The 24,538-nt window shown below is 61.7% G+C and carries 18 protein-coding genes; 9 read left to right on the top strand and 9 right to left on the bottom strand.

Annotated features, from left to right (window positions below; all coding sequences use genetic code 11):
- The first annotated feature begins 18 nt into the window (after positions 1-18).
- On the top strand, positions 19-318 hold the full coding sequence (locus C0Z18_RS17365; RefSeq protein WP_102646707.1) for an ArsR/SmtB family transcription factor: 300 nt from the start codon (positions 19-21) through the stop codon (positions 316-318).
- A gap of 64 nt (positions 319-382) precedes the next feature.
- On the opposite strand, the gene C0Z18_RS17360 is transcribed toward C0Z18_RS17365, so the two are convergent.
- From C0Z18_RS17360 to C0Z18_RS17350, 3 genes are read right to left on the bottom strand one after another with little or no spacing between them, the layout of a single operon-like run.
- Positions 383-880: a TPM domain-containing protein gene (locus C0Z18_RS17360; RefSeq protein ID WP_102646658.1), complete on the bottom strand. Its 498-nt coding sequence runs from the start codon at positions 878-880 to the stop codon at positions 383-385.
- Between the two features lie 2 nt (positions 881-882).
- Complete coding sequence (locus tag C0Z18_RS17355; RefSeq protein ID WP_102646657.1) at positions 883-1,731, bottom strand: TPM domain-containing protein; 849 nt, start codon at positions 1,729-1,731, stop codon at positions 883-885.
- Positions 1,732-1,733: 2 nt separating this feature from the next.
- Positions 1,734-2,366 carry a LemA family protein gene (locus C0Z18_RS17350; RefSeq protein ID WP_102646656.1) on the bottom strand — a complete coding sequence of 211 codons (633 nt, stop codon included), beginning with the start codon at positions 2,364-2,366 and terminating at the stop codon, positions 1,734-1,736.
- Positions 2,367-2,683: 317 nt separating this feature from the next.
- Here C0Z18_RS17350 and C0Z18_RS17345 point away from each other — a divergent pair, with 317 nt between their 5' ends.
- Complete coding sequence (locus C0Z18_RS17345; protein WP_102646655.1) at positions 2,684-4,186, top strand: acetyl-CoA hydrolase/transferase family protein; 1,503 nt, start codon at positions 2,684-2,686, stop codon at positions 4,184-4,186.
- Between the two features lie 23 nt (positions 4,187-4,209).
- On the opposite strand, the gene C0Z18_RS17340 is transcribed toward C0Z18_RS17345, so the two are convergent.
- The gene (locus tag C0Z18_RS17340) at positions 4,210-6,609 is read right to left on the bottom strand and encodes a glucose/quinate/shikimate family membrane-bound PQQ-dependent dehydrogenase (RefSeq protein ID WP_102646654.1); all 2,400 of its coding nucleotides are present in this window, start codon (positions 6,607-6,609) and stop codon (positions 4,210-4,212) included.
- A gap of 534 nt (positions 6,610-7,143) precedes the next feature.
- On the opposite strand from C0Z18_RS17340, the gene C0Z18_RS17335 reads away from it, so the two are divergent.
- Positions 7,144-9,423, top strand: coding sequence for a two-partner secretion domain-containing protein (locus C0Z18_RS17335; RefSeq protein WP_233217355.1), 2,280 nt, complete (start codon positions 7,144-7,146; stop codon positions 9,421-9,423).
- 102 nt (positions 9,424-9,525) lie between these two features.
- Here C0Z18_RS17335 and C0Z18_RS17330 read toward each other — a convergent pair whose 3' ends face one another.
- A complete protein-coding gene (locus C0Z18_RS17330) occupies positions 9,526-10,617 on the bottom strand; it encodes a 3-deoxy-7-phosphoheptulonate synthase (protein ID WP_102646653.1) in 1,092 nt (363 codons plus the stop codon).
- A gap of 595 nt (positions 10,618-11,212) precedes the next feature.
- Between C0Z18_RS17330 and C0Z18_RS17325 the strand changes: the two genes are divergently transcribed.
- From C0Z18_RS17325 to C0Z18_RS17300, 6 genes are all read left to right on the top strand, one after another.
- On the top strand, positions 11,213-12,364 hold the full coding sequence (locus tag C0Z18_RS17325) for an acyl-CoA dehydrogenase family protein (RefSeq protein WP_158244250.1): 1,152 nt from the start codon (positions 11,213-11,215) through the stop codon (positions 12,362-12,364).
- A 43-nt stretch (positions 12,365-12,407) separates the two neighbouring features.
- The gene (locus C0Z18_RS17320) at positions 12,408-13,025 is read left to right on the top strand and encodes a pyridoxal 5'-phosphate synthase (protein WP_102646651.1); all 618 of its coding nucleotides are present in this window, start codon (positions 12,408-12,410) and stop codon (positions 13,023-13,025) included.
- A 124-nt stretch (positions 13,026-13,149) separates the two neighbouring features.
- Positions 13,150-13,776, top strand: coding sequence for an isochorismatase family protein (locus tag C0Z18_RS17315; protein WP_102646650.1), 627 nt, complete (start codon positions 13,150-13,152; stop codon positions 13,774-13,776).
- Positions 13,773-15,659 carry an anthranilate synthase family protein gene (locus tag C0Z18_RS17310; protein ID WP_102646649.1) on the top strand — a complete coding sequence of 629 codons (1,887 nt, stop codon included), beginning with the start codon at positions 13,773-13,775 and terminating at the stop codon, positions 15,657-15,659. Before C0Z18_RS17315 ends, C0Z18_RS17310 begins: the two co-directional genes overlap by 4 nt.
- A 32-nt stretch (positions 15,660-15,691) precedes the next feature.
- The gene (locus C0Z18_RS17305; RefSeq protein WP_102646648.1) at positions 15,692-16,561 is read left to right on the top strand and encodes a PhzF family phenazine biosynthesis protein; all 870 of its coding nucleotides are present in this window, start codon (positions 15,692-15,694) and stop codon (positions 16,559-16,561) included.
- A 46-nt stretch (positions 16,562-16,607) separates the two neighbouring features.
- Positions 16,608-17,102 (top strand): PhzA/PhzB family protein, encoded by a 495-nt coding sequence (locus C0Z18_RS17300; RefSeq protein ID WP_102646647.1) that lies wholly within the window; start codon positions 16,608-16,610, stop codon positions 17,100-17,102.
- Positions 17,103-17,114: 12 nt separating this feature from the next.
- On the opposite strand, the gene C0Z18_RS17295 is transcribed toward C0Z18_RS17300, so the two are convergent.
- The 4 genes from C0Z18_RS17295 to C0Z18_RS17280 all read right to left on the bottom strand — a co-directional run bounded on the left by C0Z18_RS17295 (position 17,115) and on the right by C0Z18_RS17280 (position 24,524).
- Entirely contained in the window at positions 17,115-17,717 is a 603-nt protein-coding gene (locus tag C0Z18_RS17295; RefSeq protein WP_102646646.1) for a TetR/AcrR family transcriptional regulator, read from the bottom strand.
- A gap of 104 nt (positions 17,718-17,821) precedes the next feature.
- Complete coding sequence (locus tag C0Z18_RS17290) at positions 17,822-19,282, bottom strand: hypothetical protein (RefSeq protein WP_102646645.1); 1,461 nt, start codon at positions 19,280-19,282, stop codon at positions 17,822-17,824.
- Positions 19,283-19,360: 78 nt separating this feature from the next.
- Positions 19,361-20,380, bottom strand: coding sequence for a hypothetical protein (locus C0Z18_RS17285; RefSeq protein ID WP_146014031.1), 1,020 nt, complete (start codon positions 20,378-20,380; stop codon positions 19,361-19,363).
- Between the two features lie 34 nt (positions 20,381-20,414).
- Positions 20,415-24,524 (bottom strand): RHS repeat domain-containing protein, encoded by a 4,110-nt coding sequence (locus tag C0Z18_RS17280; protein ID WP_146014030.1) that lies wholly within the window; start codon positions 24,522-24,524, stop codon positions 20,415-20,417.
- Positions 24,525-24,538: the final 14 nt, after the last annotated feature.

Raw genomic sequence — 24,538 nt, 5'->3', positions numbered from 1 at the left:
AAACAACGACAAGATGCAATGATCAACGCAAATCGAATTCACAAGGCACTCGCCAGTCCGCTACGGCGAAATATCCTGGTGTGGTTGAAGTCTCCGGCCGATGCGTTTCCGGCGGGCTATGTCGATTTCGGCCACGGCGTGCCTGCGCACACAATCCAGACACGCAGTGGACGCTCTCAGTCGACTGTATCGGCGCACCTCGCCGTTCTCGTCGAAGCGAAACTCCTCGTCTCGACGCGAGTCGGACAATGGATGTTTCTCTCGCGCAATGAAGAGGTAATACGGACGTTTGCCGATCAGGTTTACCGGCATCTATGATGCGACTCGTGAAAACGGCCTACCCCCGAGGCCGGTCCACGTGAAGATGTTGGGCGGCGCTCCGTCAAGAAATCACGTGCACGCTCGGCATCGGATCGCGGCCCGGTCCGCTTACCGGGAAATGTCGTTGCAGGTGCTGCCCGACCGCACGGATACCGTTTAGCGCGCCATCACGATACGCGCCGCGACCGAACGCCGCCTGCATTGCGTCGCAAATCGCTTGCCATTCTTGGATGCCGACCCGGGCATGAACCGCACGGTCCGCCACAATCTCCACGGCCCGGTCGGCGAGAAGCACGTAGATCAACACCCCGTTGTTGTACTCGGTATCCCATACGCGAAGCTGCGCGAACACCTCGATCCCGCGTTCTCGCGGCGACTGATCGCGTAGCAACGCCGCGCTATGGAGCGCGCCTTCGACGGCGAAGCACACTTCGCCCACGTGCTGCGCGTTGCACGACACCACCGCCGCTTCGATAGAGCGCAACGTGTCCCGATCGAATGCGCGCGAAAGCGTCGAATGCGTGGTCAGCAAATGTCGAACGATACGCCGGGCGTTCATTGTCACCACCTCCCCGATGCGCCGCCGCCACCGAAGCCACCGCCTCCCCCGTGGAATCCGCCGTTCCTATCGCCCGACCCGCCGCGCCGGCCGAACCCATAGGTGCCGACATAGCCGCCCAACCCCGTCCCGGCCAGCGTGAACACGAATGCCAGCAGGCCCGCCGCGATGGTTGCGAAGAGCGCCGACGTCAACCACCACGCCACCAACGCCGCCCCGCCGCCGGCGATCGCCGCGCCGGGCAATCGGCCGAAGATCGCACGCAGTGCACCGCCCAGCGCGACCGCGAGCATGAAAACGATCGGCGCAAGGCGCCATAGATCGGACGATTCGCGCCCCGCTCCACTTTTTGGAGGCGGCAGCGCTTCGCCGTCGGCTACGCCGATCATCCGATTGACACCCTCGGCAATGCCGCCGTAAAAATCGCCCTCGCGAAAGCGCGGCACGATGATCTCGCGGATGATCCGGCTGCTGACCGCGTCGTTCAGCGCACCTTCCAAGCCGTAACCCACTTCGATACGCAGCGTGCGATCGTTCTTGGCCACGATCAGCAATGCGCCGTCGTCGATGGCACGGCGTCCGAGCTTCCATTGCTCGACGACGCGCAGCGAATATTGTTCGATCGTCTCCGGTTGCGTCGTCGGTACGATCAAGACGGCGATTTGCGTACCTTTGCGTCGCTCGAACTGCGCCAATGTCTGCTCGAGCGCGCTCTTTTGCTCAGGCGTCAACGTGCCCGTCTCATCCGTCACACGGGCCGTCAGCGGCGGCACGAGCACTTGCGCGCCCGCCGTGCAAGCACCGGCGAGCGCGATGCCCGCAACGAGACGAACCAACCATGTGCGCAGCATGTTCAATTGGGCATTCCTGCCGAAGCGGGCTTCGAGCCGGCCGGCGGCGCGCCGAAATCGACACGCGGCGGCTTTGCGATATCCGCTTCGTTCGCCACCGAAAAGCTCGGCTTTTCTTTGAATCCGAACCACTTCGCAGTCAAATTGGAAGGAAACGAACGCACCGTCGTGTTGTATTGCTGCACGGCTTGAATATATCGATTGCGCGCAACCGTGATGCGGTTCTCTGTGCCTTCGAGCTGAGCCTGCAAGTCGCGGAAATTCGCATCCGATTTCAACTGCGGGTAACGCTCCGAGACGACGAGCAAACGCGAAAGCGATGCCGTCAATTGCCCCTGAGCCGATTGGAATCGCGCGAACGCCTCGGGGTTGTCGAGCACGTCGGGCGTCACTTGCACCGAGCCGACCCGCGCGCGCGCCTCGGTGACTTGCGTGAGTACGTCGCGCTCTTGCTGAGCGAACGCTTTCACCGTATTGACGAGGTTCGGCACGAGATCGGCTCGCCGTTGATATTGATTCACGACCTCGGCCCAACTCGCTTTGATCTGTTCGTCCTGCGCCTGGAGCCGGTTATAGCCGCAGCCCGTCAACAGCAGCGGCACGAGCATCGTCACCGCGAGCCATAGTCGTCGCATCTGCTCTCTCCCGAAGCGAGCGGGCAGGCGCGACGCGATCGGCCGACTCGCCGCGGCTCCCTCATTCAATTCGTTCAATCTGGCACACCGCAAGCGGCGCCGCCTTGACGCACCTCAAAGAAGCGGCTCCCTCCGATCCCACGGCCTCCCGGAAAGATCCTTTCCGGCTCGCTTATTAATCGGCCGTGGTTTGAGACATATAGTGATTTCCGACCTTCGCAATGCCCCTCCCCCCGGCGGCGAATCCAAGCCCGTGAAGGATGCGCGCCGAAGCTTGACTGGGTCGTGAGAAGCATTAGCGCCTTTCAGGAGACACGATGTACGAAGACCGCGTTCGTTGCGCCGCCCTGCGCTCGAAAATCACGACAGCCGCCGAAGCGGCGCGATTAGTGCGCAACGGCATGCGCGTCGGCGCAAGCGGCTTTACGCGCGCCGGCGACACCAAAGCCGTGCCGATCGAACTCGCGCGCCGCGCGCGCGACGAAAGCGAGCCGCTGCGCATCACGTTGATGACGGGCGCCTCGCTCGGTCATGACATCGACCGCATGCTGACCGAAGCGGGCGTGCTCGAGCGCCGCCTGCCGTTTCAAGCCGATCCCACCTTGCGTCGCGCCATCAACAGCGGCGAAGTCATGTTCGTCGACCAGCATCTGTCCGAAACAGTCGAAATGCTGCGCGCCAACCTGCTCGGCAAGCTCGACTTGGCGATCATCGAGGCCGCCGCCATCACGGAAACGGGCGGCATCGTGCCCACCACCTCCGTGGGCAATTCCGCGAGCTTCGCGATTCTCGCGGAAAAGGTCATCATCGAGCTCAACCTGGCGCAGCCCGCCGCGCTCGAAGGCATGCACGACATTTGGATTCCGGGGCGCCGTCCGCGGCGCGAGCCGCTGCCGATCGTGCACGTGCAGGATCGCATCGGCACGCCCACGATCGAGATCGCCCCCGAGAAGATCGCAGCGATCGTCATCACCAACGAGGCGGACAGCCCCTCCACGGTCCTGCCCGCCGACGAAGAAACGGCCCTCATCGCGGGCCATCTCATCGAGTTCTTGCAGCACGAAGTCAAGCGCGGTCGCATGCCCGCGCAATTGCCGCCGCTGCAAGCCGGCATCGGCACGATCGCCAATGCGGTGCTGTCGGGCTTTGCGCACTCGCCGTTCGAAGCACTCACGATGTACTCGGAAGTGCTGCAAGACTCCACGTTCGACCTGATCGACGCGGGCAAGATAGTGTTTGCCTCCGGCTCGTCGATCACGCTGTCAGCGCCCCGCCAAGCCCAGGTGCTCGCCGAACTCGACCGCTATCGAGACAAGCTCGTGCTGCGCCCGCAAGAGGTCAGCAATCATCCCGAAGTCATCAGGCGTCTCGGATTGATCGCGCTCAATACCGCGCTCGAATGCGACATCTACGGCAACGTGAATTCGACGCACGTGGGCGGCACCCACATGATGAACGGCATCGGCGGCTCGGGCGATTTCGCGCGCAACGCCGCCTGTGCGATCTTCGCGACGAAGTCGATGGCCAAGGAAGGACGTATTTCGAGCATCGTCCCGATGGTCCCGCACGTGGACCACAACGAACACGATGTGGACGTCATCGTGACCGAGCAAGGGCTGGCCGACTTGCGCGGTCTCGCGCCGCGCGAACGTGCCACGCTCGTCATCGAGCACTGCGCCCATCCGCGCTATCGCGACGTGCTGCGCGAGTACTATCGGGACGCGCTCGCGTATGGGGGCCAAACGCCTCACGATCTCGGCAACGCGTTCGCGATGTATACGGCTTACAAGGAAACGGGTTCGATGCTCGGCCATCGATGAACATGGCGGCGCCTCGGCCGGGCCTACTTATTCGGCAACGCGTACGCGATGACGTAATCGCCGAGCTTGGTGCCGAACGAACCGTGCCCGCCCGCCGCGATCACCACGTATTGGCGGCCGCCTGCCGAATAGGTCATCGGCGTGGCCTGTCCACCGGCGGGCAAACGCGCGCGCCAAAGCTCGTTGCCGTTATCGACGTCGAAAGCGCGGATGTAGTCGTCGGCCGTCGCGCCGATGAACGCCACGCCACCGCTCGTCACGATCGGGCCGCCCAGCATCGGCATGCCCAGCTTGAACGCCAACGGAATCGGCGAGCTGTCTCGCGAGGTGCCGATGCGCTTTTTCCAAACGACTTGGTTCGTTTTCAAATCGATGGCGGCCATGTAGCCCCACGCGGGCTGCTTGCAAGGCAGACCGAACGGCGAGAGGAACGGATTGAGCGTCACGCCGTACGGCACACCGTATTGCGGCTGAACGCCGACCTCGGTGCCGCTTCCCTTGGCGCCAGCCACCGGCTCCATCGGATTGCCCGGCCCGCGGGCAATGAGCCGCGAGACGAACGGAAGCGCGATCGGATTGGCGATCGCGATCTGACGGTCGGTATCGACCGCAATCCCGCCCCACTCGAACATGCCTAGGTTGCCCGGGAAGACCAACGTTCCGCGAACCGACGGCGGCGTATAGATCCCCTCGTAGCGAAGCTGATGGAACATCACGCGGCACACGAGTTGGTCGTACATCGTCGCGCCCCACATGTCGGCGCCGGACAGGTTCTTGGCCGGGCGGAACGTAAGGTCGGAAAACGGCTGCGTCGGGGCGACATGATCGCCCGGCGCGGCGCCTTGCGGAACCGGGCGCTCGGGCGCGGGCACGACCGGTGTGCCGGTACGGCGGTCGAGTACGTACAGATTGCCGGTCTTGGCGGGTGCATAGACCACCGGCACCGTCTTGCCGTCCTTGCCGGTAATATCGGCGACCGTCGGCTGCGAGGGCTGATCCATATCCCATAGGTCGTGGTGCGTGCTCTGGTAGAACCACGCGAGCTTGCCCGTCGATGCGTGCAGCGCCAGCAAGCCGCTGGCATATCGCTCTTGCAGCGCCGTGCGGTTGCCGCCCCAGATATCGGGGGTCGACACGCCCATCGGCAGGTACACCATATCGAGCGAAGGATCGTAGGCGGCCGGCGCCCAGGAGTTCGGCGAGTTCCACGTGTAATGGCCGCCCGGGCCCGGCATCGCATTCGGGTCTTGCGCACCCGGGTCGAACACCCACAGCAGTTTGCCCGTGCCGACGTCGAACCCGCGAATCACGCCCGAGGGTTCGCGCGTGGAGAAGTTGTCCTCGACCGAGCCGGCCACGACGATCACCTTGCTCGTCACCACCGGCGGCGAAGTGGGTTCGTACATGCCGGGCGTCGTCACGGGTTCGTCGTGCTGGAGGTCCAGGTCGCCGTCGTTCGCGAAGCCGGCGCACCGTGCGCCCGTTTGCGCGTCGAGCGCATAGAGATGACCGTCGTTGACCGGAAGAAAGATCCGGCGCGTGCAAGCACCGCCCGCCGCCGCCGTGCCGCTACCCGGAGTGGCTCCCGCGGCGCCGGCACCAGCCGCCGAGAGGTCGGCATAGGACACGCCGCGGCAGGTCACGTGCTGGAACGACGGGTCGGCCTTCAGCTTCGGATCGAACTTCCATTTCAACTCGCCGGTACGCGCATCGAGCGCAAACAAAATCTGGTGGGGTGAGCATAGATACAGCATGTCGCCGATCTTCAGCGGGGTGACCTCGTTCGTGATCTCCACGGGATCGTTCGGCCCTTTCATATCCCCGGTACGAAAGGTCCACGCCACCTTCAGGTTCTTCACGTTCTCCGGCGTGATTTGCGCGAGCGGCGAGTAGCGGGTGCCCTGCTCCGTGCGGCCATAAGCAGGCCAATCGGCCGCGCCGGCGCCGCTTGCGGGTGCGGGCGCCGCGGCCTGCGCGCTGAGCGTTCCGTTCACCGTTTGCGGATCGTTGAAGGCGGCGTACACGAGTACCCCGCCCCAGATCACGAGCGCACCGAGCAGCGCCCCGACGGGAATGGCACGCGGCGGCATGAGCGAGGGGCTCGCGACGAGCAGCAGCCACACGCCGAAAACGACGAAGACGTCGCAGCGCGGCACCAGCGCCCAGAAGTCCGGCCCCGATTCCCAGAGTCCCCATCCGGCGGTGCCCACCAATACGAGCGCATAAAGCACGAATGCGCCCGGATGGCGCCGCCGGATCAACCAAGCGACGACGGCGAGCGCAATGCCGGTCGCGATGTAATACGGCGAGCCGCCGACCGCCAGGAGCCACGCCCCGCCGATGAGGAGATAAAGTGCCGTGAGGCCGCAAAAGATCGCGGACAGCACGTTGCCGATGCGGATTGAACTGGATGAGGTGGACATGCTGGTCTGAACCTTCCCTCGGTGACGATTGGGAGAACGACGCGCCGCGCCTTCACGGCACCTCGCGCCGGACTTGCTCCGACCAAGCGCAAAAATCGTTCCAAATCCGACCAAGCCCGATTGAAGACGATTGAAGCCCGATTGCGCGCCGCACCAACGGATGCGCCAGTAGGCACGCGCAACGCGCATACCCAACGCGCGCTCCGCTTACCGCGAGCACTTTCATGCGGGTCCCCAGCGATATCGAACCCGCGGTGGCATCCGCTTCTCATAGACAGAACTTTCAATAGAATTAATTTCCCTGATCGATCGATTTTACTAAATCATCGACTCACTTTTACTTCAAAAATTCAGATGTCCGGAAACACGCTCAGCCCACCGGCAAGCCATCTCATCAGCATTAATTATTGATTGATTTTTAAATCGACAAATTTATGATCGTTGCTTCCTCGGTTGCGTATCGAGCGGCATCTCTCGACCGCGGACGACAACTCAATGGCATTCCGCAACGGAATATCGACGTAAATACGGGGCATGATGAAAACCATCCAACTCACTTCGATACACTTCCAGGCGCAACCTAAGCGTTTTAGGTCACTCGTACTGGCGGCGATCGCAACGTTATACGGCGCGGCACCGGCGGTGCACGCGGGCACACTGCCGAGCGGCGGCCGCTTCGTGGCCGGAGGCGGCACGATCGTCAGCAACGGCAACGCGATGACGATCAATCAGAACGGGCCGCGCGGCGTTCTCGACTGGGACAGCTTTTCGATCGGTCACGGCAATAGCGTCGCATTCAACAACGGCACGGGCGCCACGCTGAACCGTGTGACGGGCGGCAATCTCTCGATGATCTTCGGCACGCTCTCGGCCACCGGCAGCGTCTATCTCGTCAACCCCCAAGGCATCGTCGTCGGCCGGAGCGGCACGATCGCCACGGGCGGCCGCTTCGTCGCGTCCACGCTCGATGCGAACGACAGCGCATTCATGAAGGGCGGCCCGTTGACGTTGGCGGGCCGCTCACATGCCGTCGTCGTCAATCTCGGCCAGATCGGATCGAGCGGCGGCGACGTCGTGCTGATCGCGCACGACCAAGTCCTGAACCTCGGTTCAATTTCCGCCCCCAACGGCTCGGCCGAACTCGCGGCGGGCCAAACGGTCTTGCTGCAGGATTCATCCACGAGCCGGCAAGTCTTCGTGAAAGCCGGCAGCCACGGCAACGTCACGAACGTCGGCGCGCTCGACGCCGCGCAAATCAGCCTACAGGCGGCAGACGGCAATGTCTTCGCATTGAGCGGCAATCATGCCGCCATCCGCGCAACCGGCACCGCGAAGCGCGACGGCCACGTGTGGCTCGTCGCCGATACGGGCACCGTGGATATGGAGGCCACCGTCAGCGCAAGCAATGCGAACGGCACCGGCGGCACCGTCGATACCTCGGCCGCGACATTCGCACAGGACCCGCTCGGCGCAACCGTGCGTGCGGCCAAATGGAATCTCACGACGCCGCGCTTCACCGTCACGCGGTCCATCGGCAACACATTGACGAACAGTCTGAACGCGGGCACCTCGATCGACGTCGCCACCACGCAAGGCAATATCGACGTCGGCACGAACCTCGGCTGGAAGGGCAACGCGTCGCTTACTTTCGACGCTTACGGTTCGGTCGCCGTCGATAAAGGCGTCGCGATTCGCAATCAAGGCGGCGGCGATCTCGTGCTGCGTGCCGACGTCACCGGCATCGACAACCGCGGCTCGATCGCCAACAACGGCACGCTCGATTGGTCCGCCAGCACGGGAATCGTCACCGCGCTGTACGACATGAACGGTCGATACACGCCCGGTACGCTCCTCGCCAACAAGCGATGGACGCCGGCGGCGGGCAGCGGCCTCGTCACGCAGATCACCGGCTATCGACTCGTCAACTCATTCGGCGATTTGCAAAACGTATCGCACGACCTCGCCGGCAACTACGCGCTCGGCAAAAATCTGCAAGGCGGCAGCATCACCCCGATCGGCGACCCGGCCAACGCGTTTTCCGGTCAGTTCGACGGAATGGGGCATTCGATCGCCAACCTGAGCTTCAATGCCGTCTACTCGCCCGTGGATGGATCGCCGTTGCCGTCCGGGCTTTTCGGCGTCATCGGCACGACGGGGGTCGTGCGCAACCTGAGCGTATCGGGTTCATCGGAGTCGATCGTGAATCCGGCCTATACGATGGCGCCTGCGGGACTCGTCGCGGGACTGAACCAAGGGCACATCGCGAACGTGTTCGCCAGCGGTTCGATCTTCTCGTTCGACGAGATGACGTTGGGCGGTCTGGCCGGATGGAACACGGGGCTCATCGAGCGCTCCGCCGCCAGCGTGAACGTCACGGGCCGGCAAAGCTATATGGGGGGTCTCGTCGGTCAAAACGACGGCACGATCGCGCAATCGTACTCGACGGGCGCGGTTCAGGGCATGCAGCATCCGTCGGTGCCCGCCGGCCTCGTCGGCGTCAATACCGGGACGATCGAGCAATCGTTCGCCACGGGCCAAGTGACGGGGGATTGGCAAGTCTCCCCCTACATCGGCGCGATCACGAGCGGCAACTCGGGCACCGTCACGGCCGACAACTACTGGAACGTCGAGACGACGGGCGTGACCAACGGCGGCGGCGCGCCGTCGAGCCACGGCTTGACGACCGCGCAGATGGGCCGCGCATCGAGCTTCGCCGGATGGGACTTCGGTGCGAACGGTGCCTGGCTCATGCCCGCCGGTGCCACGCACCCGGTGCTGCGCTGGCAAGCGGCGAGCGCCCTGCCCCCGCAATAAACGGACGAGCGCGGCGCAAACCCTCGCACGCATGCGCGCGCTCGCCAACGCGACCGCTCAAGCCAGGCCGCAGCTTTGAACGATCGCATCCGCTCAGCGCCCTTACGCGCGCAATGGCTCGCGCTCGGTCTGTTCGGCGCGCACACGCCTGCGCGCACGGACGGCATCGGCAAGCGCCTCGAATAGATAGCCCGTATCGTCGAGCGAGACGCATGCGTCGGTAATGCTCTGTCCGTACGCGAGGGCGGTGCCCGGCACGACCTCTTGCCGTCCCTCCTTGATATTGGACTCGATCATCACGCCGACGATGCGCGCGTCGCCGCGCCCCACTTGATCGGCGACGTCCGCGCACACGCTCACTTGATTGCGATACTGCCGGCGGCTATTCGCATGGCTGAAGTCGATCATCACGCGCGGGCTGAAATGCGCGGCCGACATGCGCTTGCTAGCCGCGTCCACGCAGTGCGCCTCGTAATTCGGTTCGCCGCCGCCGCGCAGCACCAAGTGCGTATCGCGATTTCCCGGTGTATTGAACGCGCATAGCCGGCCCTGCGCATCGACCGATATGAAGCGGTGTCCACGCGCCGCCGCCGACATCGCATCGACGGCAACCTGCACGTTTCCGTCCGTGCCGTTCTTGAAGCCGATCGGCAACGGCAGCGCCGAGGCCATCTCGCGATGAATTTGCGATTCCACCGTGCGTGCGCCGATCGCCCCCCAAGCAACGAGATCGCTCAAGTATCTGACCGAAAGGGGATCGAGGAATTCGGTGGCCGCCGGCATCTCCCGATCGTTGATATTGCACAGAAGCGAGCGAGCGGTATAAAGCCCCACGTCGATCCGATGACTGCCGTTGAGCAGAGGATCGTTCACGAGCCCCTTCCAGCCCACGGTCGTGCGCGGCTTCTCGAAATACACGCGCATGACGATTTCCAACTCATCGGCGAAACGCGCGCGCAGCAAGCCGAGGCGCGCGGCGTAGTCGCGTGCGGCAACCGGATCGTGCACGGAACACGGCCCGACGATCACGACCAGCCGATCGTCTGCACCGTTCAGGATATCGACGATTGCGCTTCTGGCCTTCTGAACGGTGTGTAATGCGCGCGGCGTCGACGGCAGTGCGTCCAACAATTGCGCCGGGGACGGCAAGCTCTGCACAGCGCCATGGTCTGCCGACCACGATTTCGATTGCATCGCACTTCCTCCTTTCGGTAAATCGACGGGATCCAACCACGCACGGACTCTATTCAAGCACCGCCGAATATGCAACTAAGATATCTAGCAGTTCGTTCGCTAAAAAGCGGAAACGATCCAGAAAAGCAGCGCAAGGAATAACCGGTTTTATCATCCCATTTTCATCATTTCTTAATAACGATTCGCCTTCCATCCCGCCCCCGCGCGGACCGCCGCCACGAGGACATTCGCAAGCCCTACCATATCTTGCAGCCCTGAAAACGCCACTACCTCGTGACAATTGACTGACTCCCAGTCATACTCAGGCTATCACGTACTCAATCCGGTTTGCAACCGCACCGCGCGCAAAGAACAACGCGCGTCCTTTACCGTCGGCTTCGATTTTACGTGTCCATTACTACCTTTTCTTGTAGCGGCTTTTGCACGTCAATCGAACGGATTGAGACACACATGAAACAGATAATTGATTGAAATGACGTTTACTTATATGCATTCCGTGAATAGATTTCAGCGCCGAATGGCAAGGAGAAACCGTGCATATCGGTAGCGAAAAACACCTAGCCGCATGTGCCATTCTCATTTCGGAGATAGCAACATGTTCGAGCCAGTGACCGACGTCGAGCGTCCTAACGAACGCTTGGATCGGTCGATAGCGGTCCTCGGCATGCATGCATCGAGCGCCGATCGAATTCGAAGACTGCATCCGGATGTCGTCGGCGTGCTCGTCGAGCGCGGACTCGTCCGTCATTTCGTCCCTCGCAAGTTCGGAGGGGTCCAAGGATCGTTCTCGGCGTTGGTGCCGAGCATTCGAGCGTTGGCGATGCGTTGCACCTCCGCGGCCTGGTGCGCGGCGATCTATGCGGTCGCCGCTCGCATGGCGGCTTACTTGCCCGCGCAAACCCAACGGCAGATCTGGCGAGACGGTCCGGATACGCCGATCTGCGCATCGTTTCGCGCCACCGGACACGCCTCGCCGGCGGCCGGCGGCTGGATGTTGTCGGGGCGATGGCACTCGTTATCCGGTGTCGATTTCGCCGCCTGGGCGTTGCTTTGCATCGAGCCGAGCGGCGACGAGTGGGCACCGCGTTACGCGGCCGTCCCCATGTCGTCGCGGCGCATTCGCGTGATCGACGATTGGCATCCGCTCGGCATGCGCGGCACCGGCAGCAAATCGATCGCACTCGACGACGTCTTCGTGCCGCGCGACATGACCTTTCCGAAAAGCGAGCTTTGGGGCGGACGCTCGTCGCATGCGCCGGGCCCGAGCTATCACGTCTCGCCGATCGCCGCCGATCCGCACTTGTTCGTGGCAGCCGCGCTAGGCGCGGCGATCGCCGCTCTCGGATATTGGAGCGCGGCCTTCGGCGACACGGCGCCGTCCGCGCAGGCAGGCGCGGCCTATGCCCGCTCGGCCGCCGAGATCGACGCCGCTCGTTTGCTCGTCGAGCGCGCGTGCGAGATCGCGGACGCAGGCGGCCTGCCGCCCGCGCTCACCGCGCGCAATGCGCGCGACGCGTCGGTTGCGGCGGACATCGTGCTGGGTGCGGTGAGGCGCCTCGCCGAGCCGGACGGCAGCCAAACGCCCGTCGAGCACGGCCCCTTGCAGCGCGTCTGGCGCGACATCCAAACCCTGAGTTCGCACATCGCACTGCGGCCGGACATGAATTTCGAGCAGTACGTTCGAAGCGCCTGGACCACGGACCTCATCGGTCACGCGGAATTGAAAACGTCGTGGGAAGCGGCTTGAGCCTCCTCGAGCGCCGACCCGACCTCGACTTGAGCGGTGTTCTATGCAAACTATCGATGAAACCGCCGGCAACGAATCGATCTTCAAAGATTCGCCCGGCAACCCGATCACGGCGGTGCGCGCCTGGTTCGCGCACGCGATCGCACAAAACGCGTCCGAGCCCGGTGTGATGGCGCTGGCCACGGTGAGCGCCGATGGCGTGCCGTCCAGCCGGATCATCCAAGTCCTCGAGGTGAGAGACGAGGGATTCGTCTTCGCCACGCACGCTCATAGCCCGAAAGGCCGCGATATCGCCGCGACCGGATGGGCCTCGGGCGTGTTCTATTGGCGCGAGACCAAGCGGCAAGTCATCGTCACCGGCAAGGTGACGCTGCTGCCCGAAGAAGAATCGGACTCGCTGTGGGAATCGCGCCCTCACGAATCGCACGCGATGTCGACCGTCAGCCGGCAAAGCGCTCCGCTCGAAGACGAGCGCGCGCTGGCCGACGAGATCGAACTCGTCGGCCGGTCGGCATCGCTCGCGCGGCCGCAAGGATGGGTCGGCTACATCGTGCGCCCCACCGTCCTCGAGTTCTGGGAGTTTTCGCCCGATCGCATTTACAAGCGGCTGCGCTATGAAAACGCGGCCGGCGCGTGGTCGAACCAGCGGCTGCAACCGTAGACGATTCCTCACTTTTTCATAACCGTAGGCATCGCCCGGCGGCGCTTCGTCCACGCCGCCGGGCGGTCCATGAGACGACTACCACGAGTGCGGGCCGGCACTCGAATGAACCTGGGAGATATCCATGGCTGGCATTCCGACAATCGCCCCGTATCAAGTTCCGGGCACGACCGACGTCTGCGCGAATATCGCGAGCTGGCATCCGAGCCCCGAGCGCGCCGCGCTGCTCGTGCACGACATGCAGCGCTTTTTCCTGCGCCCGCTACCCGCTCACGCCATTGCGCACCCGCTCGTCGAGAACGTGACCCATCTCGTCACGCGCGCGCGCAAACTCGGCGTGCCGATCGCCTATACGGCACAACCGGGCGGCATGACGCCCGCGCAGCGGGGATTGTTGAAAGACTTCTGGGGCCCTGGTATGGCCGTGGCACCCGCCGACCGCGAGATTGCCGGCGGCCTCTCTCCGCAATCGGGCGATTGGATTTTCACCAAATGGCGCTATAGCGCTTTTTTCAAGTCGGATCTGCTCCGGTCGCTGCGCGAGGCGGGCCGCGATCAACTGATCATCTGCGGCGTCTACGCGCACATCGGCATCCTCGCCACGGCCATCGACGCCTTCTCGAACGATATCGAAACGTTCATCGTCGCCGACGCCGTGGCCGACTTCAATCGCGACGATCACTTGATGGCGCTGAACTACGCCGCGCGCTCGTGCGCGGTGGTCACGAGAACCGAGGAGGTTTGGCAATGAACGATGCGCTGCTTTCCTCGCTGCTGACCGAGCCCGAACGTGTGGGCCCCTTCGCCCTGCTCGTGCGCGGCGATCGCTCGCGCGAGCCGATGCTCGAAATCTATACCGGCGACGCGCTGAGCTGCGATCGGCTCGACGACATTCCCTTGCCTCCGGCGGGCCGCGCAGGCCGCTCCGCCATCGCCGTCGTCCCCTACCGGCAACTCGTGGAACGCGGCTACGCCGCCGTGGACGACGGCGAGCCGTTGCGCGTGCTGCACATCGAGCGCGAGCAACGCATCGCGCTCGATGCCGCGCTGCGCGACTGGCCCGATGTGCCGATCGACGTTTCGGACGGCCAGTTCGACGTGGAAGATGCCGCGTACGCCGAGCAGGTGAAGCGAATCGTCGCGGACGAAATCGGCGCGGGCGAAGGCTCCAATTTCGTTTTGAAGCGCACCTTTCGCGCGCGATTGGACAACTACTCGCTCGTCACGGCATTGACCGCCTTCGGGCGCCTCGTGCGCCGCGAAGTGGGTGCCTATTGGACCTTCCTCGTGCATACCGGCGATCGGACGTGGATCGGCGCGAGCCCCGAGCGCCATGTGAGCGTCAAGGCGGGCACCGCGAGCATGAATCCGATCAGCGGGACCTATCGCTACCCGCCTAGCGGCCCGACGCTCAGCGGCATCGTCGAATTCCTCGCGAACAAAAAGGAAAGCGACGAGCTTTACATGGTCGTCGACGAGGAGCTGAAAATGATGGCGCGTTTTTGCACCGGCGGCGCCAAAGTGATCGGCCCCAAACTGAAGGAGATGTCGCGTCTCGCACATACGGAATACGTGTTGGAAGGCGAGACGCAAGCCGATCCGCGCGCGATCTTGCGAGAGACGTTGTTTTCTCCCGCGGTCACGGGCAGCCCGATCGAAAACGCCTGCCGCGTGATCGCGAAGTACGAAGAAGCGGGACGCGGCTACTACGCGGGCGTCGTCGCGCTGTTCGGCCGCGACGAGCAGGATCGCGCAGAACTCGACTCGGCCATTCTCATTCGTACCGCCGATATCGACCGCAACGGCGCACTGCGGGTCTCGGTCGGCGCGACCATCGTGAGGCATTCGGACCCGGACTCGGAAGCCGCGGAAACGCGCGCCAAGGCGCAAGCCGTGTTGAACGCGCTCGGTCAAACGTCCACTCAAGACTTTTCGGCTCATCCGCTCGTGCGCTCGGCGTTGAGCGATCGCAACGTCGGCATTTCCGATTTTTGGCTGTCCGATGCCGCCAAGCGTACGAAAGCGATCCCGGGACTCGAAGGGCGCAAGCTGCTCATCATCGACGCCGAAGATGCCTTCACGTCGATGCTCGATCATCAGTTGCGCGCGATGGGGCTTACCGTCTCGCTCGCGCGCTTCGACGACGAGCGCGTACGCACCGGCGATTGGGACTTGGCCGTCTTCGGGCCGGGCCCCGGAGATCCGCGCAGCCATACCGACGTGCGCGTGCGCACGCTGCGCAAAGCACTGGCCGATGCGCTCGCCAAACATCGGCCCTTCTTCGCCGTATGCCTAAGCCATCAGATGCTGTGCCTCGAGCTGGGCATGCCGATCGCGCGGCGCGATCAGCCCAACCAGGGCGTGCAGCACGAAATCGACTATTTCGGCACGCGCGAGCGTGTGGGCTTTTACAACACGTTTAGCGCGACGTACGGCAGCGACGAACTTTGGCACGACAACGAGAAAGTCGAGGTTTGCCGCGATGCGCGAACCAACGAGGTTCACGCGCTCAGAGGGAAAGGATTCTCGTCGATCCAATTCCACGCCGAGTCGGTATTGACCGAACGCGGCATCGGCATCGTCTCCGAGGCCTTGCTCAATGTGCTGTCCACGCAGCTCGAACCGGTCCATTGAACCGCCCTTCGCTTCATTTTCGAGATCATCCAATGAGCGCTTCCGAGTCCCCCGAGTATTACGACTACGTCGTAGCCGACGCTTTCACCGACGCGCCGCTGTGCGGCAATCCGGTGGCCGTCTTTACGAACGCGACCGGCCTGTCCGCGCGCGATATGCAGCGCATCGCGCGCGAGTTGAACCTATCGGAAAGCACGTTCGTGTTCCGGCCGAAAAGCAGCGGCGACTATCACGTGCGCATCTTCACGCCCGTCAATGAGTTGCCGTTCGCCGGCCACCCGACGCTCGGCACCGCATTCGTGCTCGGCCGCACGCATAGCGGGAATCGGCTCGTAATGGAGACGGCAATGGGAGATGTTCCGTTTGCGCTCGAGCGCGATGCGGCCGGCCACATGACCGCCGCGACGATGACGCAACCCGTACCCACATGGTCCTCTTACGAATTCGAGGACACGCTGCTCAGAGGCCTCGGCCTCGATGCGTCCACGCTGCCCGTCGAAGTCTATCGAAACGGCCCACGCCATGTTTTCGTCGGTCTGCCGAGCCTCGCAGCGCTTTCCGCCGTGAAGCCGGATCAACGCATTCTCGCGTTGTTGCCGGACGTCGCGGCCAATTGCTTCGCGGGCAGCGGCAATCAATGGCGCTCGCGGATGTTTTCGCCCGCCTACGGCGTGGCCGAGGACGCCGCCACGGGCTCCGCCGCCGGACCGCTCGCGTTGCACTTGATTCGGCACGGGCTGCTCGACTTCGGGCAAACCATCGAAATCGAGCAAGGCGTGGAGATGGGACGCCGTTCGGTAATGCGCGCGAAGGTGGGCGGCACGCTCGGCGACTTGGGACCCATCCACGTGTCGGGCAGCGCGGTCATCGTCGCTCGAGGCCAGTTCGTGCGCTGGTCATAACCATGGGGCCCGCGAGCCCCGTCATCAACCGTAGTCAGGAGAAAACATGTCACAGGTCGTTTCGGCAGTCGAAGTTGAGCAGACCGATTCCGAGGTGCGCCGCCGCAACCGCGCCGTGGTCGAGGATTACATGAGCCGCCGCGGCGAAGCACGCCTCACGCGCTATGAGCTTTTCGCGCCGGACGGCGTGGGAGGATTATGGACCAACGATACGCTCGAACCGATCGTCGCACGTGGGCACGAGACGCTCAAAAAGCACGCGACGTGGTCGTTGAAATGCTTCCCGGACTGGCAATGGACCGATGTTCGAATCTTCGAAACGCAAGATCCGAATCATTTCTGGGTGGAGTGCGGGGGACACGGGAAAATCGTGTTCCCGGGCTATCCGGAGGGCCATTACGAGAACCACTTCATTCACAGCTTCTCGTTCAGCGACGGCAAGATCAAAGAGCAGCGTGAATTCATGAACCCGTTTAGGCAGATGGTCGCGCTCGGCATTCCGGTGCCGCGCATCTTGCGCGACGGCATTCCGAAAGACTGAACGCGGGCGGCGTCAGTTCGGTGAGCCGACGCTGCGCAATGCCAAGGTCTCGACCGTGCGAGCCAAGCTCGCACGCGTCGTGCGGCTTTGCCTGCGCGACACATCGTCCACGATGCTATGAATGCCGCCGAATAAAAATACGGCCGTCATGCGCGTATCCTCGATCGACCAAGCAAGCGCTCGCTTGCCTTCGTCGAGCAGCTGCTCGAGATCGTCCACGACGCAATTGTCGAGTTGGCCGTCGCGCGGGCGCGGCCATGTTCCGCTGAATACGGCGTCATGGACGCGCACCGATGCCAAGTAACCGGCGGCATACGCCTTCGCCCAAGCGGCGAGCCGGCCCTGCCAATCGCCTTCGATGCGCCGGGTCGCTTTATGAATACTCTCGAGCAGTTCCTGGCCGAACCGTGCCCCGAGCGCGGCCAGTAACTCGTCTTTCGACGTGAAATAAAGATAGAACGTACCCTTCGCAACCTCGGCCGCCGCCGTGATGTGATCGACGGTAGTCGCGGCCACGCCCTGTTCGACGAACAGCCGCAGCGCGGCGTTCATGATGTCGTTGCGCCGTGTCTCCGGCGGCTTGGTTCGTGCACCCGGCTTAGCGGCGACAGGCATCTTCGGTCAAGCTCCGATTTTTCATAGGAACGATGCCGGAGCATAGCGTAACGCTTCGGGTCGTGGCAACCGATCCGCCTGTATTGCCGCGAACCCAACCGCAGTTACCATTTCGGCTCGAAGCACCAGACGAATCGATCCTCGAAATCTCCGGAACCTGAAATCCACATGACGTGGCTACCCGATACGCCGCCTTTCATAAAACCCGTCTGCCCCGCATAAGCGATGCAGAAGCCATGACAATCCCAGACCGGATAGTAGTTCATGATGACCGCGGAACCATCGCAGTTGCAATAAACCAAACGATCCCCGTAATTGTCCGTATCGCCTGGACTGCAGAAATTCCAACCCATGCGACCGTTCCATAAACTCCCGTTCTGGTTCCCGGCGTTACCCACGATAAACGCGTAGCCGATATCTCCGGAACTACTGCCATCGCACTTAATGGTGGAATCGGCCGCGGAGTCGCTATGCTGCCAGGCGTAGCCGTACTGATAATTCTTCATCCTTCCATAAACATTCGACCGCCCGCTCAACTGATTCTGCCCATTACCCAAAACAATTGCAGAGAATTCGTTGTTGGGCTTTTTGATATCGATCCAACGATTCGGAATGATTTGATTGAGATACAATTCGATAGGCGATCCTAACTCGTCATGAATCGTGATTGCATCGTTGTAGTAACTCGCCGAATCATCGGAGTAGACTGGATAGTTAAGGCGAACATAAGACACGAGCGTAATCACGAAGCCGCTACCGGGCTGGAAGGACGTGGTATAGCTTTCGAAACCGGAGGGAAACCAGAGGTCGACCGTGCCGTCCTGGAACTCGTCGCCGAATTTCCCTTCGAACGGCCAAATGTAGGCCGCTGTCTCGTAATATCCGTAGCGCCTCGTCGAATAGATGTTATATGAATTGGAGGGCGAATAGTCCCATTTCGAAACCGACTTGTTCGGGTCTTTGAACTTGATGTAGATATTCGCCGAGCGCCACAAATTTCCGCTCCCGGCGTTGTAATACTCGCCCGATGCTCGGAATCCGTCGTCCAGTTCGCCCGGGTGTGAGATCACCACGGGATCCGACGCCTGAAAGGACTCCCATCCGAGCTGATCCATCGATCGCCAATGAACGCACACGCCATGCTCGGAGCGCCCTATATAGGCGACTTCAGGCGTTTGCGGGTCGCTCACGAAAACTCGGGCGCCCACGAGCATCGCACCTTCTCCTTCCCGCCTGAGTGCGTGCGACACATAGACCTTCGCCTGAACATAGCCCGCCGCGTCGCCGGGCTTGCTTCCGAGTTCGCCCTCGCGCCGTTCGAAAAACCTCGAATAGCCCTCTTGTTCCGACGACAGCCACTCCGCGTACCCTCCCAGCGGAAGGCCTGTTTCCTGATTGACCAGTTCAATCTTGACGTTTTCTTTTCCCACGCCGGGAACGGCAGCCCCATCGCGCGAGAATTTGTACCAAACGGACAAGACGACTTGATGCACGCCGTTCGCGCAAATGACGTTGTGCGCGTCGACTTCGATAGACACGTAGCATTCGATTGTTTCACCACTCATGATGTCCTCGGCAAATAGCGTGTATGCGATAGGCAGCGGAAACGGCTGTCCGTCGCCGCGAATCGGTCGGCCTCGACCTCAAGACTCCTCGTCCTGATTCATGCTCAAAGCAACCACGTAGAGGCAAGCGCGTTGCGGCGTCCGCTTCTTAACATCCGTACTCCACGTAATAGACGGTGCGCCGGGAGGCGTATAGGTCACCGACGCCGCGATTTGGACGCCCTGTGTTTTCATCAAACTCTTCGTGTGAGTGACGTAGTAGGTGTTGGTCAACTGATCGCCCTGAAGCATCGCCGTACCGCATCCGTTGCACGTCGCATCGCCGGGCGTGAATGCGATGCTCGAGTCCCCGCCGCTGGTACCGTAGTGCCAAGCACCGTATGTGCGAGGATCCAAACCGCCGCTATAGCCGTTGAAATCTTGCCCGTTCGCGCTAGCAACCAGCTTGTTGGTGGAATTGCCTTGCGTCGAAAGCGGCCGTCCGGTGCCACCGGAGGGATCGGACGATATTTGGTAATCGAGTTCGATCGGAAGTTGGATATTTCCGTTGCTCACGATCGTGTTGTTTCCGCTTGCGATAGCGAAATACAGACTCAACGTGGGAAGGCCCGTGATCTGCGTCAGGTTGAGCGTCGTATTGTCCGAGTTGCCGATGGCCGTCGCGCCGCTCTTCGTGGTCCAGACTTGGCCGGCCTGGGTATTGGACGCGTCCAACTTCACCGCGATCGTGAAGACGGGCTTGTCGCTTTGCTCGCTATACGCGTGCGATACATAGAACGTGCGAGGCACGTATTGAACCGTGCCGCCGCTCGGCACGACGCCATCGCACCCGCCCACGCCGCCGATCACGTCCTTTCCGGGAGAGGTCGCACACGTCCAACCGGCTCCGTCCATCGCGGCGCCATCGGAATAACCGATAAGCGATACCGACGCGTTGTCTTGATCCGGAATAGTGTTGCCCGCCGCATCGAGGATCGCGTAGCTCACCTTGACGGGAATTTGCGTCACGCCATCCATGGCGAGGCTTGCAGTAAGCGTAGGCGTGCAAATATAGATTTCACACGCATACGCGCCGGCGTCTTCAATTTTCACTGACATTGTTCATCCCCTATCGAATCGATTCGCGCAACGATCACTGTTCGCCGGCCGCCTTCTTTGGGTTGATGGCCTCCTCTCCGTATGCCGAATAGACGTGCGTATCGGTGTTTTGACCGTCGCTCGCGTTCAACACCGATCCCAACTGATTGGTGCCCAAAAGCCAAGAGCCGGCATCGTCACCGATATTGGTCTGTGCCACCGCGCCGACGATCGATGCTTGGAACAGTCTCGATTGGTTCGTTCCTTGAACCAGGTTCACGAGCGAATTGGCCCGGTAATAGAACTTGATCGGATCGGAGTCGATCGTCTGTGAGGCGAGGCGGTTATGCGCATCGTAGGTATAAGTTCCGTGGAGCTTGGTCAGCTCGCTTGCGGCGGCGCATACCCGGCCGAGCTCGTCGTAGGTGAACGTGGTACCCATGCCGTCGTCCGTGATTCTTCCCGCCTTGTCGTACGTCACCTTGAATGTCGCTCGATAACTCGGGTGTGTGTTGCTTCCGCTGGTCAACCGGCACGGATCGTATGGATCTTCGAACTTGAACACGGCAACGTTGGTCGCCTTCGGGTTGATGAAGGAAGTCGTGACCTGCGTGATATTGTTCAACGCATCCAATACGAAGGATTGCTTCCATATCTGGTTGCCGAACCTATCGCAAGGAAATTCGGTGGTGTAGTACGGATTGACCGACCAATCGATTAAGCGATTCCGTGAATCGTACGTATAGTTCTCGACTCGAACCTGTTGACTTCCCTTGGAGAAAGTGACCGTCGCCAATAGGTCGTTGGCCTGCCAAGCCTGGCTGATCGTCCAACTCTTTTGCGTCTTGTTGTCACGAATCACGCGTTTCGTCTCACGCCCGAAATCGTCCAGCGATATCGCGGTGCTCAACGTGTGCTGCCCCTGCGTCGCGGTCCAGCCGATGCGCCGGTTCAACGCGTCGTACGAGAGCGTGACGAGGACGATGCCGTCCGCGATCTGAGAGACGCGGCCATATTTGTCGCGGCTAATCGTTTGCGTCGCGCCGTCGATATGCGTGTAGCTGTAGGGCGCGCCCGAGACCGTGTAGACATAGCTCATGGCCGGCCCATTCCCGCCGGTGCTCTGCTCGGACTGCAATCGGCCCGAGGTGAACATGTTGTACGTCCAGGCATCGCCGTCGCTGGCGTTCGCCGACGTCAGCAGCCCCGCGCTCTTGTCGTACCCGAAGTTTTGCTCGATCTTCGCGGAGCCCGAGGTCGTGACCGATTCGACGGCTTCTCCCAATTCGTAGCTGTACGAATACGTTCGCGTAATGGCGGTCGGGTCCGTCGCCGTCGTCGGACGGGTGTCCCAAGGATTTCCGTAATCGTAGGTCCAAAAGCGTTTGCCCTCGCTCGCGCCCAGATAGCTTTGGGTGACCCGCCCCAAAGCGTCGAACTGGCGCACACCGGGGGACACGAGCGAGGTCAAATCGCCGGCGCTTTTCGTGATCTGAATATTCGTTACCCGTTTTTCCGGCGAGTCGGGACTATAGCTGCGCACCACGACCGATTTATCGGGCAGCGTCGTATTGAACGCGCGGTCCCAGTGATCGTACTCATAAGCGGTCGTCGGCAGCGTGGTCGCACCGGCAGCCACCTCCTCCGTCTCGCTGCGCACGCGGTGCAATCCATCGTAAGTCGAGTAGTGCACGCTGTAGCAGGCGGACGAAGGCGCGGCGTTGTAACGCTCGACCCGATATGGCTTCTGGCTGAAGTTGTAATCGTAATGCGTGACATGCGAACCGGACGTCAGTTGCGACGCGGAGCTTCCCAACCATGTCTTGACCGATTTCGCGATCGGGTCGTACGTCGTGTATTCCACCACCCCATTGCTGTACGCCGTTTTTTTCGGATGCCCCCAGCCGTCATAGCTGTGCGTGCCGGTCAGCGCGTAGCGGATCTGCCGCTGCGCGGACTCGAACGCGACGTCCGAGGCGGTGCTTTTCCAAAGGCGCCCCATACCGTCGAACTGTTTTGTCGACAGTTCATAGAATTTTTCGGAATCCGCACCATCGATATCGACCGCATTGACCTCTTTCTTATAGGGGCGCCGCAAGCCGTCCATCGAATACCGCACTCTGTTCCCGCGAATGTCCTTTTGCGTGACCTGGAACGGCGTTGCGCCGGTTTTGTCGATGCTGTACGTGTACGTTAATATGTTCGTATAGCCGACCTTCCCCGGATCCATGATGCGCTGCTTGGGGCGCCCCAAGCGATCGTAGACGTATGACGTCGAGTTTTGCTGTACGTCGACCTCCTGCCATATCCGGTCCGTGAACGTGGATTTGATATGCGTGTCGAAGATGGTCAGACTCTTTCCATCCACGCCGGTGGACGTCGATTGACGGCTCGTTTGCAAGCCGAAAGGGAAATGCGGATCACCCTTGTCGTAGTACTTGTACACATAGTCATCCGTGCTGTGGTAGCTCGCTCCCGTTCCATCGTTGGCATAGTGCTTCGTTGCCCGATGGTAGAGCCGCCCCGCATCGTATTCATCCGAGCCCGCGATGCCGGATGACCAATAGTGGTAAGTCACCTCCGACAGCGGCGTGGGACTCGTCAACCCGCCGAACGCGTCGGCCGAAACAGCGGAAACATGTTGTTCGAACACTCTTAGGACAAGCTTTTTGTCCGTCCCGGGCGCGGCTTGTGCCGTGTCGTAGGTATAGTTCGTTTGCCGAACCGGGGCTGAGCCCTTGATCCAATCGGCCGCCCTAACCTTACCGGGATTGACGAGCTTCCATTTTGCAAACCGCCGGAACCCATTCGGCTCCGGGGGGCACTTGCCCATTTCGCCGCTCTCGCTGTAGTAGCTCCACTGCGTGATCGATCCGTCCGGGTCGATTTTTTTCAACGGATTGCCGAAATCATCCCATTCGAACGACGAGTTTTCGGTGGCCCCACCGTTCCAACTGGCGGATTTCGCGGAAGGAAACTGATACCAGGCCTTCTGCTGCGCCAGCACCGTATTCGCTGCAATTCCGCCATAGCTGCTTACCGTCGTCTGCGTGCGCGCATCGCTCGTGACGTCGACCTGCTGCTGCAAGTGGTATGCGTTGTACGTTCGTTTAGTCGTCACGTCCGGGCCGCTTTGTACAGACGCCAGCTCCGTCTCTGTACTCGTGTAGCAATAGTTCGGGTCGAAGGGCAACTCCATCAGACTGTCGCGATCGTCGTACCAGCGAATGTTTCTAGCGCCTCCACCCAGGAAGTTGAAGTCGGAATAGGTATAGTTCGACACCAGTTGCGTCTGTCCCCCGCCAGGGGTGCGTGTGTATTTCCCGGCACACGGCATGAACTCGGCGGGCCCGCCCGGGGGCAAGGAATGGTTCGCCGAATACTCGATCTTGTCTTGGTAGCCGCCGGGACCGGTTACTTCGGTGATCCATTGCCCCCAATGATTTTTTTGGTCGACGCTCGCGTTCGTCAACGTCCACGTCTGGTCCTCGCAGTCCCGAGCTTGGATGGTCACGTCCTGAACCAAACCGTTATTGGACGTAAGGACGACGTTGTATGCCTCGCCGGTCGTCTTATCGGTCGAGGCCGGAAAGAGCGAAAACACAGTGCCGTTCGCCCCGTATCCATTCGGCACGTCGAATAACACATGTCCGAGAGCGTCGACGACGCGGATCAACCGAGGCGCCGCCAGCGTCGTATCCCACGTCAACGTCAATGCGTGGCCGGCCGCGGTGTACAACTTGCTGACGTAGCCCGAATCGCCTCGGATCTCGATCAATTCCCGGTCGCCCGATTTATGTGCGATCCAATAATGACTGGCGTCTTGCTGTACGAACTTGAAGCTTTGGAGCCGTTGCTGCGCGACCGAATAGGTATTTCCGGTTTTGGTCAGTCCATACTGCTCGCCGGTGGAAACGCAGATGACCGGCTTCAAACCGAACTGCAAGGTCGATAGACCCAGCGTCCACCCGATGCCGAGTCCCACGTTCGCGCGATTCAGCGGCGAGTAACGCAGCGTAAGCGGCAGCACGGGTCCCGCGCCCCGGTTGCCGGTGAGTTGCCCCAAATGGATGGAAACCGTGTACAGGCCGGTTCGCGGATCCACACCGCCTGCCAAGGCGCTCGTAAAATTGGTGGCTTGGGTGACAAAGGTTGGAGTAGTCATCTCTTCAATTCCCC

The organism is Trinickia dabaoshanensis (genome assembly GCF_002879885.1).
Lineage (GTDB): Bacteria > Pseudomonadota > Gammaproteobacteria > Burkholderiales > Burkholderiaceae > Trinickia > Trinickia dabaoshanensis.
The sequence above is the reverse complement of the archived record's forward strand: the minus strand, read 5'-3'. Positions and strand labels throughout refer to the sequence as shown.